The sequence below is a fragment of the Actinoallomurus acaciae genome, from assembly GCF_042429965.1.
Classification (GTDB): Bacteria; Actinomycetota; Actinomycetes; order Streptosporangiales; family Streptosporangiaceae; genus Actinoallomurus; species Actinoallomurus acaciae.
In genome coordinates, this window is record NZ_JBHLZP010000329.1 from 1 (window position 1) to 14340 (window position 14340).

General features: G+C 66.1%; 10 protein-coding genes. 5 read left to right on the top strand and 5 right to left on the bottom strand.

Annotated elements, in window-relative coordinates; translation table 11 throughout:
* Positions 1-201 precede the first annotated feature (201 nt).
* The 5 genes from ACFFNX_RS32830 to ACFFNX_RS32850 all read left to right on the top strand — a co-directional run bounded on the left by ACFFNX_RS32830 (position 202) and on the right by ACFFNX_RS32850 (position 9341).
* The gene (locus ACFFNX_RS32830) at positions 202-2367 is read left to right on the top strand and encodes a GmrSD restriction endonuclease domain-containing protein (protein ID WP_378209754.1); all 2166 of its coding nucleotides are present in this window, start codon (positions 202-204) and stop codon (positions 2365-2367) included.
* 88 nt (positions 2368-2455) lie between these two features.
* On the top strand, positions 2456-5965 hold the full coding sequence (locus tag ACFFNX_RS32835) for a DEAD/DEAH box helicase family protein (protein WP_378209755.1): 3510 nt from the start codon (positions 2456-2458) through the stop codon (positions 5963-5965).
* Positions 5962-7329, top strand: coding sequence for a restriction endonuclease subunit S (locus ACFFNX_RS32840; RefSeq protein WP_378209756.1), 1368 nt, complete (start codon positions 5962-5964; stop codon positions 7327-7329). Before ACFFNX_RS32835 ends, ACFFNX_RS32840 begins: the two co-directional genes overlap by 4 nt.
* Complete coding sequence (locus tag ACFFNX_RS32845) at positions 7326-8834, top strand: class I SAM-dependent DNA methyltransferase (protein ID WP_378209757.1); 1509 nt, start codon at positions 7326-7328, stop codon at positions 8832-8834. Before ACFFNX_RS32840 ends, ACFFNX_RS32845 begins: the two co-directional genes overlap by 4 nt.
* Before the next feature lie 162 nt (positions 8835-8996).
* The gene (locus ACFFNX_RS32850) at positions 8997-9341 is read left to right on the top strand and encodes a PH domain-containing protein (protein WP_378209758.1); all 345 of its coding nucleotides are present in this window, start codon (positions 8997-8999) and stop codon (positions 9339-9341) included.
* Here the strand turns inward: ACFFNX_RS32850 and ACFFNX_RS32855 are convergent, their stop codons facing one another.
* The 5 genes from ACFFNX_RS32855 to ACFFNX_RS32875 form a co-directional block, all read right to left on the bottom strand.
* A complete protein-coding gene (locus ACFFNX_RS32855) occupies positions 9342-9779 on the bottom strand; it encodes a glycine-rich domain-containing protein (RefSeq protein WP_345462330.1) in 438 nt (145 codons plus the stop codon).
* A 287-nt stretch (positions 9780-10066) separates the two neighbouring features.
* Complete coding sequence (locus ACFFNX_RS32860; RefSeq protein ID WP_378209759.1) at positions 10067-11227, bottom strand: MFS transporter; 1161 nt, start codon at positions 11225-11227, stop codon at positions 10067-10069.
* 48 nt (positions 11228-11275) lie between these two features.
* Positions 11276-12529 (bottom strand): adenylosuccinate synthetase, encoded by a 1254-nt coding sequence (locus ACFFNX_RS32865; RefSeq protein WP_378209760.1) that lies wholly within the window; start codon positions 12527-12529, stop codon positions 11276-11278.
* A 43-nt stretch (positions 12530-12572) separates the two neighbouring features.
* On the bottom strand, positions 12573-13541 hold the full coding sequence (locus ACFFNX_RS32870; protein WP_378209761.1) for a type 1 glutamine amidotransferase family protein: 969 nt from the start codon (positions 13539-13541) through the stop codon (positions 12573-12575).
* A 3-nt stretch (positions 13542-13544) separates the two neighbouring features.
* Positions 13545-14340: molecular chaperone DnaJ (locus ACFFNX_RS32875; protein WP_378209762.1), on the bottom strand; the 796-nt coding region annotated here is incomplete at its 5' end.

Consider the following 14340-nt stretch of genomic DNA (forward strand, 5'->3'; position numbering starts at 1 on the left):
AGCGGATCGACGTACAGGACGTCCCGCTCGGCGAGGCGCTGCGCCTCGCCGATGAGGCGCTGCCCGGCCTTCTCACACGCTTCATCGAGCGCTGAGAGAGGATCGGCGACCATTTGCGGCCAAAGCCTGCAAGTGAGTGCGCAATGCACCTTGACTGGAGTAGACACCGTAAGTGCGGAGTCGGGGGGACGGAGCGTGTCGATGAGCACACCGATCGATGGGCGAGGTGTCACGGTTGGGCAGCTGTTCTCAAACACGCCGAAATATCAGCTTGACACCTACCAGCGGGAATATACGTGGGGACGACAGGATGTACTCCGACTGCTCGGCGATCTGGAGCGGAGATTCAGGCTTAGCTGGTCGCATCTGCACGACCGGACGGAGACCCTGCGGTACGCGCCCTACTTCCTCGGCCCTTACGTCTACTTCCAAGACGATGGCATCACGTATCTGGTTGATGGCCAGCAGCGCATCACCACTTTGCACCTCCTGCTCATCCATCTGCGCCGGCTGCTCCTAGAACAGGACTGTGTCCCGGAAGCCACGGGGCTGGAGAGCATGATCCGCAAGTCGCAGTTCGGTAGGGACACCTTCACCGTCGACGTCGACGAACGGGCATGTCTGCTGAAAGCGATCATGGACAGACGGCCGTACACCCTGAGGCCCGAGGACGGGTTGTCCGTTCGCAACCTGCAGGCCAGAAGTAGCGACCTGGAACGCGATTTTCCGCCGAGCCTGCTCGGGGAAGCACTGCCGCACTTCCACGACTGGCTACTCAACCGGGTCTGCCTGGTCGGGATCGAGGCGCTCGATCGCGGGCACGGTTGGGAGATCTTCGAGACGATGAACGACCGGGGCATCCGGCTCAGCCCCGTCGATCTGCTGAAGAGCTTCCTGCTCGGGAAGGCTGAGCCGGGCAGGCAGCGACGTCTCAACGAGGCGTGGCGTGAGCTATTCACGCGCCTGAGCGCCTTCGGCAGTGCGGCGTCGAGCGACTTCGTCAAGGACGTGCTGCTCGGTCACTATGCCGATCTCACCCCCAAGGCAACGGATGCCTTCGACATCGAGCAGTCATTTCATGAGTGGCTGCGCCGCCACCACGAGCGGCTCGGGTTGGTCAGGCCGTCCGACTACACGGAATTCATCGCCAACCGGCTCATCCCAATGGGGAACAGATACTGCACTTTGCTAGCCGCTGCAGAGCACCCGGAGCCAGGAATGGAGGCCGTCTTCTACAACCACGTCAACGGCATCCGCGGACAGCTCCAGCTCATCACGGCCGCGACCCGTATTGATGATTCGGCGCCGGATTTTAAGGGTAAGGCCCAGCTCGTGGCGTCGTATCTCGACCTCATGTATGTGCGGCGGCTTATCCTCGGCCACGCCGTACACGCGTCCGAGCTCGATCAACTGATCGCAGATCTCATCCCGGGGCTGCGTACCTGCAAGACCACCGACGACGTAGCGCTCATGCTGGGCGCCACCATTCCCAAGGAGGCCTTTTCCGACTTCCAGACGTTCGGGCTCGGCAGTGACAATCGGCGGCAAGTGCACTATCTGCTGGCGAGACTCACCGCCTTCGTCGAGACCCAGGTTGGCAATCCCGACCGCATAGGCGAGTACCTAGGAGACCGGCACGACTTCCAGATAGAGCACATCTGGGCCAACAATTACGAACGCTATCGTGATCAGGCCCCGACCCGCCGAGACTTCGACACTTGGCGCAATCGAATGGGAGCGCTGCTCCTGCTGCACCGATCCGACAACGCCAGCTACCGCGACGCCACGTACAGGGTGAAGGCCGAGCATTATCAGAGCCAGAACATGCTCGCCGGATCCCTGCACAAGAACGCCTACAGCAAGACCCCTCGATTCGGAAAATGGGTGAGGAGTATCGGGCTGGCTGACCTGTTCCGCGCCTTCCCGGACGACTTCGACAAGGAGGCCATCAAGCTGCGGCAGCGCCTCTACCAGCGTCTCTGCGAGATCATCTGGGACCCGAAACGACTCGGGTTCCACGTCGTGGAGGGGCCGCGACGTCGCTCGGGTCCCGAGCAGCGGACGCGCGCCTGGTATGGCGTGGAAGTCGCACACCTGCTCGACGCCGGGGTTCTTGAAGTGGGTGCCACGCTGGTGGGCCGCAAGCGGCGTACCGAGCACACTGCCATCGTCCTCGGAGACGGCCGCATCCGTGTCGCCAGCGGTGAGGTCTTCACCTCCCTCTCGGGCGCCGGAGCGTTCGTCAAGGAGATCAAGGCATGTGCTGGCTGGGACTTCTGGTACCTGCGCACACCCACCGGCGACATCCCGATGAGAGACCTCCGCGCCCGGCTTCTCAAGAGCGACAGGGTCGCAGACGAGACCTGACCGCGGAACATTAGTGAAGCCGATGGATCTTTCCGGCCTTCTCCGATAGCCTGCAATGTTCTGCTCAAATAGGCGCGGACGGGGAGAGATGGACGGATTCGAGGAGCTGGCGCGGCGATCGCAAAATTTTGGCTTCCTTCTCCAACATGAGCCGTTGCTAGTCGTCGACGGCGCGGCGGCGGAGTCGTACGTGTACGCCGACCCGGACGCGGCCATGTGGAGGGCACGCCGATTCAGCGAGACGTTGGCAAAGCTGCTGGTGAGCCTTACGCAAACGACCGTGCATGGAAATTCCCACGGCCATCGCGTCCAGGCTCTTGCCAACGCGGGCGTCGTCCGTCCGGAGATCAAGCACAAGTTCGACCGGGTACGCGAGGCCGGAAACCAGGCGGTGCACACCCATTACGGCGACGTCCGGGCCGCGCTCGCGGCGGTGAAGCTCTGCTTCGAACTCGGTCACTGGTTTCATCGCGCGCTGGTCCCGGATGACAAGAAGTCGTCCGGTTTCGTACCGCCCCCGGATCCGGTGACCCTTGAGGCCGTGAGCGTGGCCGAGCAGGCAGAGCTGGATGAGCTGCACCGGGAGCTACGCGAATACCGGGAGCGGCTGATCGAGGTCAAGCTGCACCGGGAAGACAAGGCAACCCTCCTGCAAGCCGAGGCACGCGCCCGTGCGGCGGCCGAAGAGGCACTGCAGCAGGCCGTTGCTGACAAGGAACAGCTGCGGTCGCTGGTCGAGCAGATGAATGCCCGTGTCGCTGAGCTGGAGGCGGAGTTTGCCGCGCAGATCAGCAGGCGCCCGAAGGTCAGCGCCGTCGACCGGGACTCCCTTATCCGGCGTGCTCAGGAGGCCACCGCCGAGCCGCTCACCGAGGCGGAGGTCCGCCAGCGGGTCGATGCGATGCTGACCGCCGCGGGCTGGGCCGTACAGAATTTGGAGGAGGTTGACCTGTACGCCGCCACCGGCGTGGCCGTACGGGAGGTGGCCACCGCCGCCGGCTCAGCCGACTATCTGCTGTGGGTGGACCTCAAGCTGGTGGGCGTGATCGAGGCCAAACGCGAAGGCAGGATCCTCACACCCGTCGAGCGGCAATCGGGCAGGTACGCCGACAACCTCACATCCGGACAGCAACTGCAGGCGTGGCGGATGCCGCTGCCGTTCCGGTACGAGACGACGGCAGTCGAGACGCACTTCACTAACGCCCTCGACCCGCAGACCCCGGCGCGGGAGGTCTTCTCCTTCCACCAGCCGGAGACGCTGTCGCGATGGATGCGCGAGGCCGACGCCGATGAGCAGGCGCCCACATTGCGGGCCAGGCTCCGGAGGCTGCCTCCGCTGGATCCGCGTGGGCTGCGGCGTGCCCAGATCGACGCTATCCGGGGTCTAGAGCACTCGCTGGCCGAAGAGCACTACACCCGCGCGCTGATCCAGATGGCCACCGGCGCGGGCAAGACCTACACCGCGGTCACCCAGTCCTACCGGCTACTCAAGCATGCCAAGGCGGAGCGCATTCTTTTCCTGGTCGACCGGAACAACCTCGGCAAACAGGCTTACACAGAGTTCTCCACTTACGTCACGCCCGATGACGGCCGCAAGTTCACCGAGCTGTATAACGTGCAGCGACTGGCGGGCACGGGCATGCTGGGCTCATCTAAGGTGATCATCTCCACCATTCAGCGTCTGTATGCCATGCTGCGCGGTGATCCGATGCCCGATCCAGACACCGAGGACGCTGCCTTCGACTCTTACGACCTCGGCCGCGTCGCCGAGGTCGCCTACAACCCCAATGTGCCGCCGGAGACGTTCGACCTGATCATCATCGACGAGTGCCACCGGTCGATCTACGGCAGATGGCGGCAGGTGCTGGAGTACTTCGACGCCAATCTGGTGGGACTCACCGCCACGCCGGTCAAGCAGACGTTCGGGTTCTTCCAGCAGAACCTGGTCAGCGAGTACACCTATCCACAATCGGTGGCTGACAACGTCAACGTCGATTTCGACGTCTATCGGATTCGCACCGAGCAGACCGAGCAGGGCGCCACGATCGATGAGGGCATCGTCGTACCGATCAGGAACCGGCCGACTCGAAAGAAACGGTACGAGGAACTGGAGGACGACTTCTCATACACCGGTTCGCAGATCGGCCGCAAGGTCATCAGTACGGGGCAGCTGAAGCTGATCCTGGAGACCTTCCGCGACAGGCTCTTCACCGACATCTTCCCCGGCCGGAGCCACGTACCCAAGACACTCATCTTCGCCGCTGACGACAATCACGCCGAAGAGATCGTGCAGATGGTGCGCCAGGCGTTCGGCAAGGGCAACGAGTTCTGCGCCAAGATTACGTACTCGGCGAAGGATCCAGACAAGCTGCTCGCGGCCTTCCGAAACAGTCCCGAGCTGCGCGTCGCCGTGACGGTCGACATGATCGCCACCGGTACTGACGTACGCCCCCTGGAGTGCCTGTTCTTCCTCCGCGACGTCAGGAGCTGGGCGTACTTCGAGCAGATGAAGGGCCGCGGCGCCCGCACCCTCGATCCGGCCGAGTTCCAGGCCGTAACGCCTGATGGCAAGGTCAAGGAACGCTTTGTGATCGTCGACGCCGTCGGCGTCACCGACTCCCCGAAAGTGGACGCCACTCCGCTGCAGCAGTACAGCGAGAAGCAGATCAGCTTCAAGCAGCTGCTGCAGAAGGTCGGCACACTCACAATCTCCCCGGATGAGGTGTCCACTTTGGCCGGACGGCTCACCCGCCTCAACCGGAAGATCACCCCAGAAGAGCGTACCGAGTTGGAGAACCTCGCCCGTTGTGCGCTGACCGACCTCATCACCGGCCTGTCCAAGGTCGCCGATCCTGACGCGTACGAAGCGGCTGCGGCGAAGGGAACGCAGGGGGTGCGGGACCTGGTCGAACAGGCTGTGCGGCCTCTCGCCGCGAACCGCGAGCTTCGCACACGGCTGCTCGAAATCCGTAACGCCTACGACATCGTCTACGACGAGGTCAACCTTGATGTTCTTGTCGAGGCCGCTGCCGTGGACCCGAAGATCCGTGCCCAGGAGATCCTCACATCATGGCGTGCCTATATGGACGAACACCGCGATGAGATCACCGCGATCGAGCTCGCCTACCGGCATGGAGACGGCAGCCGGGCCGTCTACAGCCGGCTCAAGGAACTCGCCACCCGTATCGCCCGGCCACCACACGTTTGGACACCCGAGACGCTCTGGCAGGCATACGAAAGGCTCGACCTGGCTGCCGCCAAGCCCGGTGTCGATCACGGACCCATCGACCTGATCGGGCTCATCCGGTTCGAGCTCGGCGTTGACTCCGAGCCCAGACCACACCGAAGTGTCGTCGAGGAGCGCTACGCTGCATGGCTAGCACAGCAGGAGCAGGCCGGAGTCGCCTTCACGGACGACGAACGGTGGTGGCTCGACCGCATCCGCGACATCGTCATCACCAGCGCGTCGTTTGAACACGCCGATCTCGACGGCATCCCGTTCACCGAACGCGGCGGCACTGACGGCTTTCTGCAAACCTTTGGCGACGATCGCGCCGAAGCCATCCTCGACGACCTGAACCGAGGCCTCACCGGATGACCGAATTGCCCCGCGGCTGGGAATGGGCAACCCTAGAGGACCTGCTCGCTGCGCAGGAACGGCCAATCACCGATGGTCCTTTTGGATCGAAGCTTGCGTCCAGACACTATTCAGACTCTGGTGCCCGCGTAATCAGGCTTCAGAATATTGGTGATGGCGTGTTCCGTGATGAGCGCGCATACATCAGTGAGGAATATTTCGAGGAGCTTCGGGCGCACGAGGTTCGTGCGGGAGACCTTGTGATCGCCTCTCTCGGCGATGTGCTTCCGCGTGCATGTATAGTCCCTGATATCGGATTGGCTATTGTTAAGGCAGACTGTATTCGTGTGCGCCTGCATCCAGAAATTGACGTTCGCTGGGTTCTGTATGCGCTAATGGCTCCGGCAACGCGACGCCACACGGCATCGCTGATCAAGGGTGTAGGGCGTCCTCGGCTCGGTCTTAGTGCGATCCGAAAGATACCAATTCCGATTCCTCCGGCAGAGGAGCAGCGCAGCATCGTCGCTGCCCTCGAAGATCACCTCTCTCACCTGGGCGAGGCAACGTTGGCTTTGGAGGGTATCGTGCAAAGGCTCCGGCTTCTGGCTAAGCGAATCCTTGTGGATGCCATTCCCGTTCCCGGGCCGTCGAATTGGCGTATATCTACGGTCGGCAAAGCTGGCATGGTTGACCTTGGCAGGCAGCGACATCCTGACTGGCATATCGGGCCAAATATGCGACCGTACCTACGAGTCGCTAATGTATTCGAGGATCGAATTGATCTGACCAATGTCATGGAGATGGACTTTCCTTCGGATATCTTCGATAAGTATCGCCTTGTTGAAGGTGACATCCTCCTCAATGAAGGGCAGAGTCCGGAATATCTGGGGCGTCCCGCGATGTATCGCGGAGAGCCAAAAGAGATTGCATTCACCAATAGTTTGCTGCGTTTCCGTGCTGGAGTGGACGTGCTTCCAGAGTGGGCGCTTCTGGTGTTTCGTCGCCATATGCATGCGAAGCGATTTATTCGCGAGGTGCGGATTACGACCAATATTGCGCATCTTTCGGCGAGTAGATTTAAGTCGGTAGAGTTTCCTGTGCCGCCCCTTGAAGAGCAGGAAAAGATAGTTCGCTCAGTGAAGGCGCGGCTAGCCGATATAGAGCGGTCGATCTCCGGTATCGAGCTTCGGCAGATCCAGGCGGACGCGCTTCGACGATCGCTCCTTGCAGAAGCGTTCGCTGGTCGGCTCGTTTCACAGAACCCTGCTGATGAGCCTACATCGCTACTTCTGGAACGGATCCGACGTGAGCGTCTCGCTCAACCTAAGTCGCGACGCGTTCGTCGTCCGAGCAAACTTCCTCAACAGAAGGAGACCCTGCTGTGACCACTGCTGAGACGCGCCGACTGGTCGCTAGGCTGTGGAACTACTGCGACGTCCTCCGGGACGACGGGGTCTCCACGATCGATTACGTCGAGCAGTTGACGTTCCTGCTTTTTTTGAAGATGGCGCACGAGCGGGCGAACCGAAAGCTCAACCCTGACAAGTCACTCAAGGGCGTGGCCGCACGCTGGCAACTCCTGCTGGATACCGATGGGGACGATCTGGAAGTCGCCTACCGGCATGTGCTGGAAGACTTGGGCAAGCAGCCTGGAACGCTGGGGGTGATCTTTCGCAAGGCGCAAAACAAGATCCAGGATCCGGCCAAGCTCAAGCGGCTGATTGTCGACCTTATTGACAAGGAGAAGTGGTCCAATCAGGGCGTGGACATCAAGGGCGACGCCTATGAGGAGTTGCTCGCCAAAGGTGCCGAGGACATCAAAGCCGGAGCCGGTCAGTATTTTACCCCGCGTGCTTTGACCTCGGCGATGGTCGACTGCATCAGGCCGACGCCGGACGACACGATCTGCGACCCTGCTTGCGGGACCGGTGGCTTTCTGCTTGCGGCATACGACCACATCATCCGCGAATACAGCCGCGAGTTGAATCCCGATCAGCGCGCCCAGCTTGCTTCTGGTGGGATCAGTGGGGTTGAGTTGGTGGACGGTACTGCTCGTCTTGCGGCAATGAACATGCTGTTGCACGGCATCGGCAAACCTAGCGGTCCGTCACTCATCCGGGTCGGCGACGCTCTCGCTGAGCCGCCGGCGAGTTACCCGAGCGTGGTACTGGCCAATCCGCCCTTTGGGAAGAAGTCTTCGATTACCGTTATAGCGGAGGAAGGCGGGAAGGCCAACCGAGAGGACATTGAGTATGCCCGGCGTGACTTCTGGGTTACTACGAAAAACAAGCAGTTGAACTTCGTACAGCATATTGCCTCGATGCTGGGTATGCCCGGCCGGGCGGCTGTCGTCGTGCCTGATAACGTGCTCTTCGAAGGTGGCGCTGGCGAGACCGTACGACGGCGGCTGCTCCAGCAGTTCGATGTGCACACCCTGCTGCGGTTGCCGACAGGCATCTTCTACGCCGGTGGGGTCAAGGCCAACGTGCTGTTCTTCGACAAGAAGCACGCACGGCCAGACACCCCGTGGACGTCGAAGCTATGGGTGTACGACTTCCGGGGTGACCAGCATTTTACGCTTAAGCAGAAGCGTCTGAAGCGCGATCACCTCGAAGACTTCGTCAAGTGCTATCAAGCCGGAGACATCGAGAACCGCATCGAGACCGATCGCTTCAAGCCGTTCACTTATGACGAGTTGCTGGCTCGCGACAAGGTCAACCTCGACATCACACTGGTGACGGATCCGGGTCTTGACAATGCCGACAGCTTCTTGCCTCCCGATGTGATCGCTCAGGAGATCGTTGAGGACCTCGAAGCCGCCCTCGGCGAGTTCGCCGCCATCGCAGAGTCGCTACAACGCGCCAAAAAGGAAAGGAATGTCTCTGAGTAATCGCCGACTGGCTCTAGCAGCGCCGATGGTCATGGACGCCTTGGTCTCGTCGACTCCCTACGATGGGCCGAGAAACCCCGGCAGGCGTCCACGCTTGTGTTCAGGACGTTGCACGGTCGGCGAGCCGTTCATCCAGTGTGGTCCGGTCGAAAACCGCCTTCCTTGGCCTGGCGTCTGTCCCTGGTGCTCCTGCCGATCGCCGCGTTCCTCGCGTGGGACCGTGCCCGCTCGCTGGGTCACGCCCTGATCGAGGCGAGTCTGGTCAGCCGCCGGGGCTCGCTCGTACGGCGCCGGAGCGCGCTCGCGTGCGAGGGCGTCATCGGCTGGAACCTGCGGCGGTCCTTCTTCCAGCGCCGGGCAGGCCTGGCGACGCTCGTCGCGACGACCGCGGCCGGCCGTCAGCGGATCGACGTACAGGACGTCCCGCTCGGCGAGGCGCTGCGCCTCGCCGATGAGGCGCTGCCCGGCCTTCTCACTTTCCTGGACTGGGCGGACGCCGATTCCTAGCTAGTGGCCGCCGGAGCAGCAGCGTTCGCAGTTGGCCGAGCAGGCGGCCCGATCCACGTCCCACAGCTCGTCGTCCACCGGTACGCCGGATCGCCGCATGACCTCGGTGGTCGTGGCGTTGCGCGCCGCGGCGTCGACGCGCTCGCCGCGTGCGTCCTCGGGCGCGTGGTGGATGAAGTGGCCCGCGACGCGGTCGCAGAAGTCGGCGTACTCCCGCGTGTGCAGGATGAATGCGTGCCAGCCATGGTCGACCGCCTTCGACGGTGCGAGCGGAGTCTCCGGGTTGCGGGCGCAGGCGACGAGGAATGCCAGGGCCTGCCGCATGATGCGCTCGGCGCGTTCCCGGTCGACCTTCGCGTCGCGCTCGACGCGCGCGGCGAGCCGGTCGAACAGGGCGGCCGGGACCAGAGTCTCCAGGACGGTCGGCTGCGCGGTCATAGGTCCTCCTGCGTCGGAGGAAGTGACCACTGGGGCCGTGTCTTCGATTCCCTCGCTTCGCTCGGTCATGACAGTCATATCTGCCCACTCCTTGGTTTATCGGGTGCCTGGCCGTATATGCGCCTCGGCCGGCGCCTCCGCTCAGGGATCGGCGCCCGAGCCGGCCCGGCGCGCTCTCGGATGCGCGGCCGGCGGCCAGTGGTGTTCTCTGTGGGGATACCCGCCGGTCGCGCTCCTGACCCCCGAAGAAGATCGACGCGCCCGATGGCCGCGCTCGCCGCTCCGGGTCAGCCGCCGGTGGCGCGCAGGGCGCCCGCGGGCACGGCGATGAGCGCGGTCATCACCGTGACGAGTGCCAGCGCGACCGTCAGGGAGGTGCCCTGCGCGACGAAGCCGATGATCGGCGGGGCCAGCAGCCAGCCGGCGTACCCGACCGTGGCGACGGCCGCGACCGCCGTGCCCGGATCGTGGCCCGGCGTACGGCCCGCGGCGCTGAACGTCAGCGGAACCACCGTGGCCATGCCGATCCCGAGAATGGCGAAGGCGACGATCACCACCGCCGTCACGGGCACCAGCAGGCCGAGCGCCAGCCCGGCGGCACCGGTGAGCGCCGCCGCGCGGACGAGCCGGGCCGGCCCGACCCGTGCGACGAGTCGGTCGCCCAGCAGGCGGGCACCGGCCATGGCCAGCGAGAACGCGGCGTATCCCCACGCGGCGACGTCCTGTGGGGCGTCCGCGGCGGTGTGGAGGTAGACCGCGCTCCAGTCCGCGGCGGCGGCCTCGGCGAACAGTCCGCAGAAGATGACCGCGCCGAGCAGGAGCAGGCCGCGGTCGGGGATCGCGAAGACCTTCCCGGTGGCCGCCCGCGGCGCCGGGATGAGCCAGAACCCCGACACGACGCTCACCACGCCCAGGGCGATCCCGACGATGAGCAGGTGCGTCGGGGCGCCCATGCCGGCGCGGGCGGCCAGGCCCGCGAGCCCGGAGCCGGTCAGGCCGCCGATGCTCCAGATGCCGTGCAGCCCGGACATGATCGAACGCCCGTACCTCTCCTGCACGACGACGCCGTTGGCGTTCATCGCGACGTCGAGCACGCCGCCGGTCGCGCCGAACAGCACCAGCGCCGCGAAGATCGTGGGCAGTGAGGGCGCGATCGCGATGAGGGAGACGCTCACCGCCATCGTGACGCCGCCGACCCGCGTCATGCCCCGGCTGCCGAACCGCCCGATCAGCAAGGCGGCGAGGGGCGCGGCGACCAGACCGCCGACGGCGGCCCCCATCAGCGCCAGGCCCAGCCCGGCGGAGGACAGGTGCCGTGCCTCCTTGACCCAGGGGACGCGACCGGCCCAGCTGCCCGCCGCCACACCGTGCAGCCCGAAGGTGACGGCCACCGCGAGCCGCGCTTGACGGTCACGTCGGACAGGCGTGGTGACGGCGGTCATCGTCATGCGTCAATGATCCCGGATGGGCGGGGATGCGCCGGCCACCCCGGCGCGTCAGGCGACCGCGTGAACCCGCCGTGCCGCGGCGTCTCCGCTGTTCGACGCCGCCTTGTCCGACGCCGCCGGACCATAGGATCGAATCCAGATCGGCACGCCGAGAGCGTCCTCTATCGCACCCGCCGGATCGTCGCCCAGCGGCTCGTAGCGAGGCCGTGCGGTCAGGAGCCGCTCGCCGAGCAGCGCCTGGCCGGCCAGGTCCGCGGCCGGGGCGATCCGGTCGCCGATGTCGTAGGCACGGCAGAGCAGCGGGGCCGGCGCGTCGAGGTGCGTGACGGCCAGGGCGTCCGCGCCGCCGGACACCGCGAGCGCGTACCGCAGCGCGACCGCGTCGAGGTGCCCGGTACGGAACGCACCCTGCCACCGGCCGTGCCGGTTGTGCGGCTCGGGCCGGTCGAGCAGCGGGTCCTCGGTCACGAACGGGCCCGGCCCGTGCCGCGTCTGGTACGCCCGCAGCACGCCCACGCGCCGCACGCCGCCGCGACATGCGGCGGGGCCCGCCTCGTCGAGCAGCGTCCCGGCGTTCGCGAAGGTCGTCGTCGACCACGTGGTGTACGGGTGGAAGCCGAAGCGCTCGTCCAGCAGCACACCCTGCGCGCCCTCGAACACGACGGGACCGCGGCGCAGCAGCGTCCGCAGGAAGCCCTCCCCGGTGATCCGCACCCGCGCGCCGACGGCGGTGAGGCGGGTGACGCACTCCTCGATCGCCGGCACGTCGAGCGGCCCGAGCTCGTCGAAGAGATGGTCGCGCAGGAGCCTCAGCCGGCGGCGCAGCCGCGCGGGGGAGCGGCAGTCACCCACACGAGGGGCCTCATCGCCGGTCAGCGCGTACGCGGCGGTCTCGCCGATGCCCATGCCGCACGAGCCGTGCCGCAGCGCGGTGTCCCGCGCCCGGTTCGCCGCGCGGTGGTACGGCGTGGTGAGCAGCGCGTCGCGGTCGACCGTCAGCCGCTCCAGCGCGTCGCCGACGCCGACGGCCGCCAGGTGGGCCGACTCCGCGGCCAGCGCGAGCGGGTCCACCAGCATGAACCGGGACAGGTGCGTCACCACACCGGGCGTGAACGTCCCCGAGCCGAACTGGGCGAACGTGTGGTGCCGCCCGTCGGTGGTCACGACGTTGTGGGCCGCCTGCGCGCCGCCGTTGAACCGCACCACCGCGGCGTACGGGCCGCGGGCGCAGAGCCAGTCGACGACCGTGCCCTTGCCCGCGTCCCCGTACCCCAGATCGACGATGATCACATGCTCGGCCACGGGCCCTCCTCCGCCGGGGCCGCGTGCGTTCCGGTTCGCTCGCTCACAGCCGCGTGACCTCGGTGTCGGCCGGGTCGAGGCCGGTCGGGGCGGGCGTGACCGTGACCTGGCCACGGTGGGCGTTCAGCGGCGCGAGGGCGCGGGAGACCGAGTCGCCGGCGGCCGAGCCGAACTCGCGCAGGTGGTCCAGGCCCTCGTCCAGGTCGACCGCGTCCTCGGCGAGGCCGACGGTCAGCGCGATCGTCTCGCAGACGGCGTCGAGGTCGTCCAGCCGGATGACGTTCTGGCCGAGGTGGCCGCGCCAGAAGTCCAGCAGGCGGTCGTCGCCGGAGTGGCTCGCGCCCTCGGGGATGATGAAGTAGACCTCGAACTTGCGCTTCAGCTCCGCGATGACCGACTCCAGCGGGATGTCCTCGCCCGGCTCACCGCCGATGACCTTGGCGATCTCCCGCGCCTTCACCTTCGGATAGGCCAGCTCGTCGCCGATGAGGAACAGGTAGCCGCGCCGCCCGCGCTTTTCCAGGCAGTCCATGGCCGTGTGCCGCGCCATGAAGTACATGGCTAGCTCGTAGGACTCGGTCATCTGGCCGCCGCCACCGCCCTCGAGCAGGATCTTGCCGAGGTCGTCGTCCATCCGGTTGTCGGACTCGAACTGGCCGACCTGCAGGGGCGCCCGGTCGCAGGTGGCGTCGCCCACCGCGCCGAACAGGATCTGGGGGTGCTCGACGTACCCCTTGCGCATGAGCAGGCCGAGCAGGTCCGGCAGCTTCGTCTGGAGGGTGCGCGGCACGGTCAGCATCGAGCCGGTGACGTCGAACAGCACGGCCAGCGCGAGCGACTCGGGGTGCTCGTCGTTGTCGCGGCTCTCGCGCACGGTCACGCCGTACGGGTCGAGGTCCTCGTGCGTCGTGCGCGCGCCGCTGTCGCTGTAGGCGAAGGCGCTGACGCCGTGGGCCGCGCGGTAGTGCGCGCCCGCGTCGTAGACGTCCGTGGACCAGGTTCCGCTTCCCATGAGTCAGTTTCCTCTCGTGTGGGGGATGGCAGGCAGGTGGAACGGCCGGAAACGGCGCGGGCCGTACAGCCGTTCGAGCAGGTCGTCGAGTTCGGCGAGCAGCCGCCAGGCGTCCTGGGGCCGGCGGTGCCGCGCGGGGAGCAGGCAGCCGCGCGCGAACGTCCGCAGCGGCTTGGGCGCGCGATCGGCCATGAGGTAGGTCATGCAGCGGGTGGCCATGAAGATGTCGGTGCCGCGGCCGGCCGGTTCGCGTGCGGGCACCTCCGGCGGATACCAGTCCGCCCGGCGGGGGACCATGGCCGGCACCCGTCCGCTGCGGTCCGGATGACAGCCGGGCACGGAGTAGCACCAGTCGACCAGCACGAGGCCGTGCCGCCCGGGATGGATCAGCACGTGCTCGGGGAGCACCGCGCCGTGCAGCACGCCGGCCCGGTGCGCGAAGCCGAGCCCGACCAGCAGCCGCCGCCACATCCACGCGACGTCGCGGGGATCCACCCCGTCCGGGTGGGCGGCGCGCACGTCGGTGAGCGGGTGGAAGCCGTCGAGGCGGGCGATCGCGTTGACGCGGCGCTCGGCGCCCGTCGCCTCGTCGCGGTGCCGGAAGCTCTCCAGCAGGCGCGGGACGTACGGCAGGAACCGCCCGTCGCCGTCCTCGGGCAGCTGCCGCAGCGCGACGGCCTCGCGTTCGAGCAGGTCGTTGCTGCCCGGGTCACGCGGGACCTTGACCATCGCGTCGCCCGCCTCGTACAGGTTGGCCAGGTCGCCGCGGACCGGCGCGGCGCCCAGCGCGTACGACGCG

Bases quoted from the DNA above. Each gene is read 5' to 3' on its own strand.
- ACFFNX_RS32830 (WP_378209754.1), top strand. From the start codon at position 202: ATGAGCACACCGATCGATGGGCGAGGTGTCACGGTTGGGCAGCTGTTC.
- ACFFNX_RS32835 (WP_378209755.1), top strand. From the start codon at position 2,456: ATGGACGGATTCGAGGAGCTGGCGCGGCGATCGCAAAATTTTGGCTTC.
- ACFFNX_RS32840 (WP_378209756.1), top strand. From the start codon at position 5,962: ATGACCGAATTGCCCCGCGGCTGGGAATGGGCAACCCTAGAGGACCTG.
- ACFFNX_RS32855 (WP_345462330.1), bottom strand. From the start codon at position 9,779: ATGACCGCGCAGCCGACCGTCCTGGAGACTCTGGTCCCGGCCGCCCTG.
- ACFFNX_RS32860 (WP_378209759.1), bottom strand. From the start codon at position 11,227: ATGACGATGACCGCCGTCACCACGCCTGTCCGACGTGACCGTCAAGCG.
- ACFFNX_RS32870 (WP_378209761.1), bottom strand. From the start codon at position 13,541: ATGGGAAGCGGAACCTGGTCCACGGACGTCTACGACGCGGGCGCGCAC.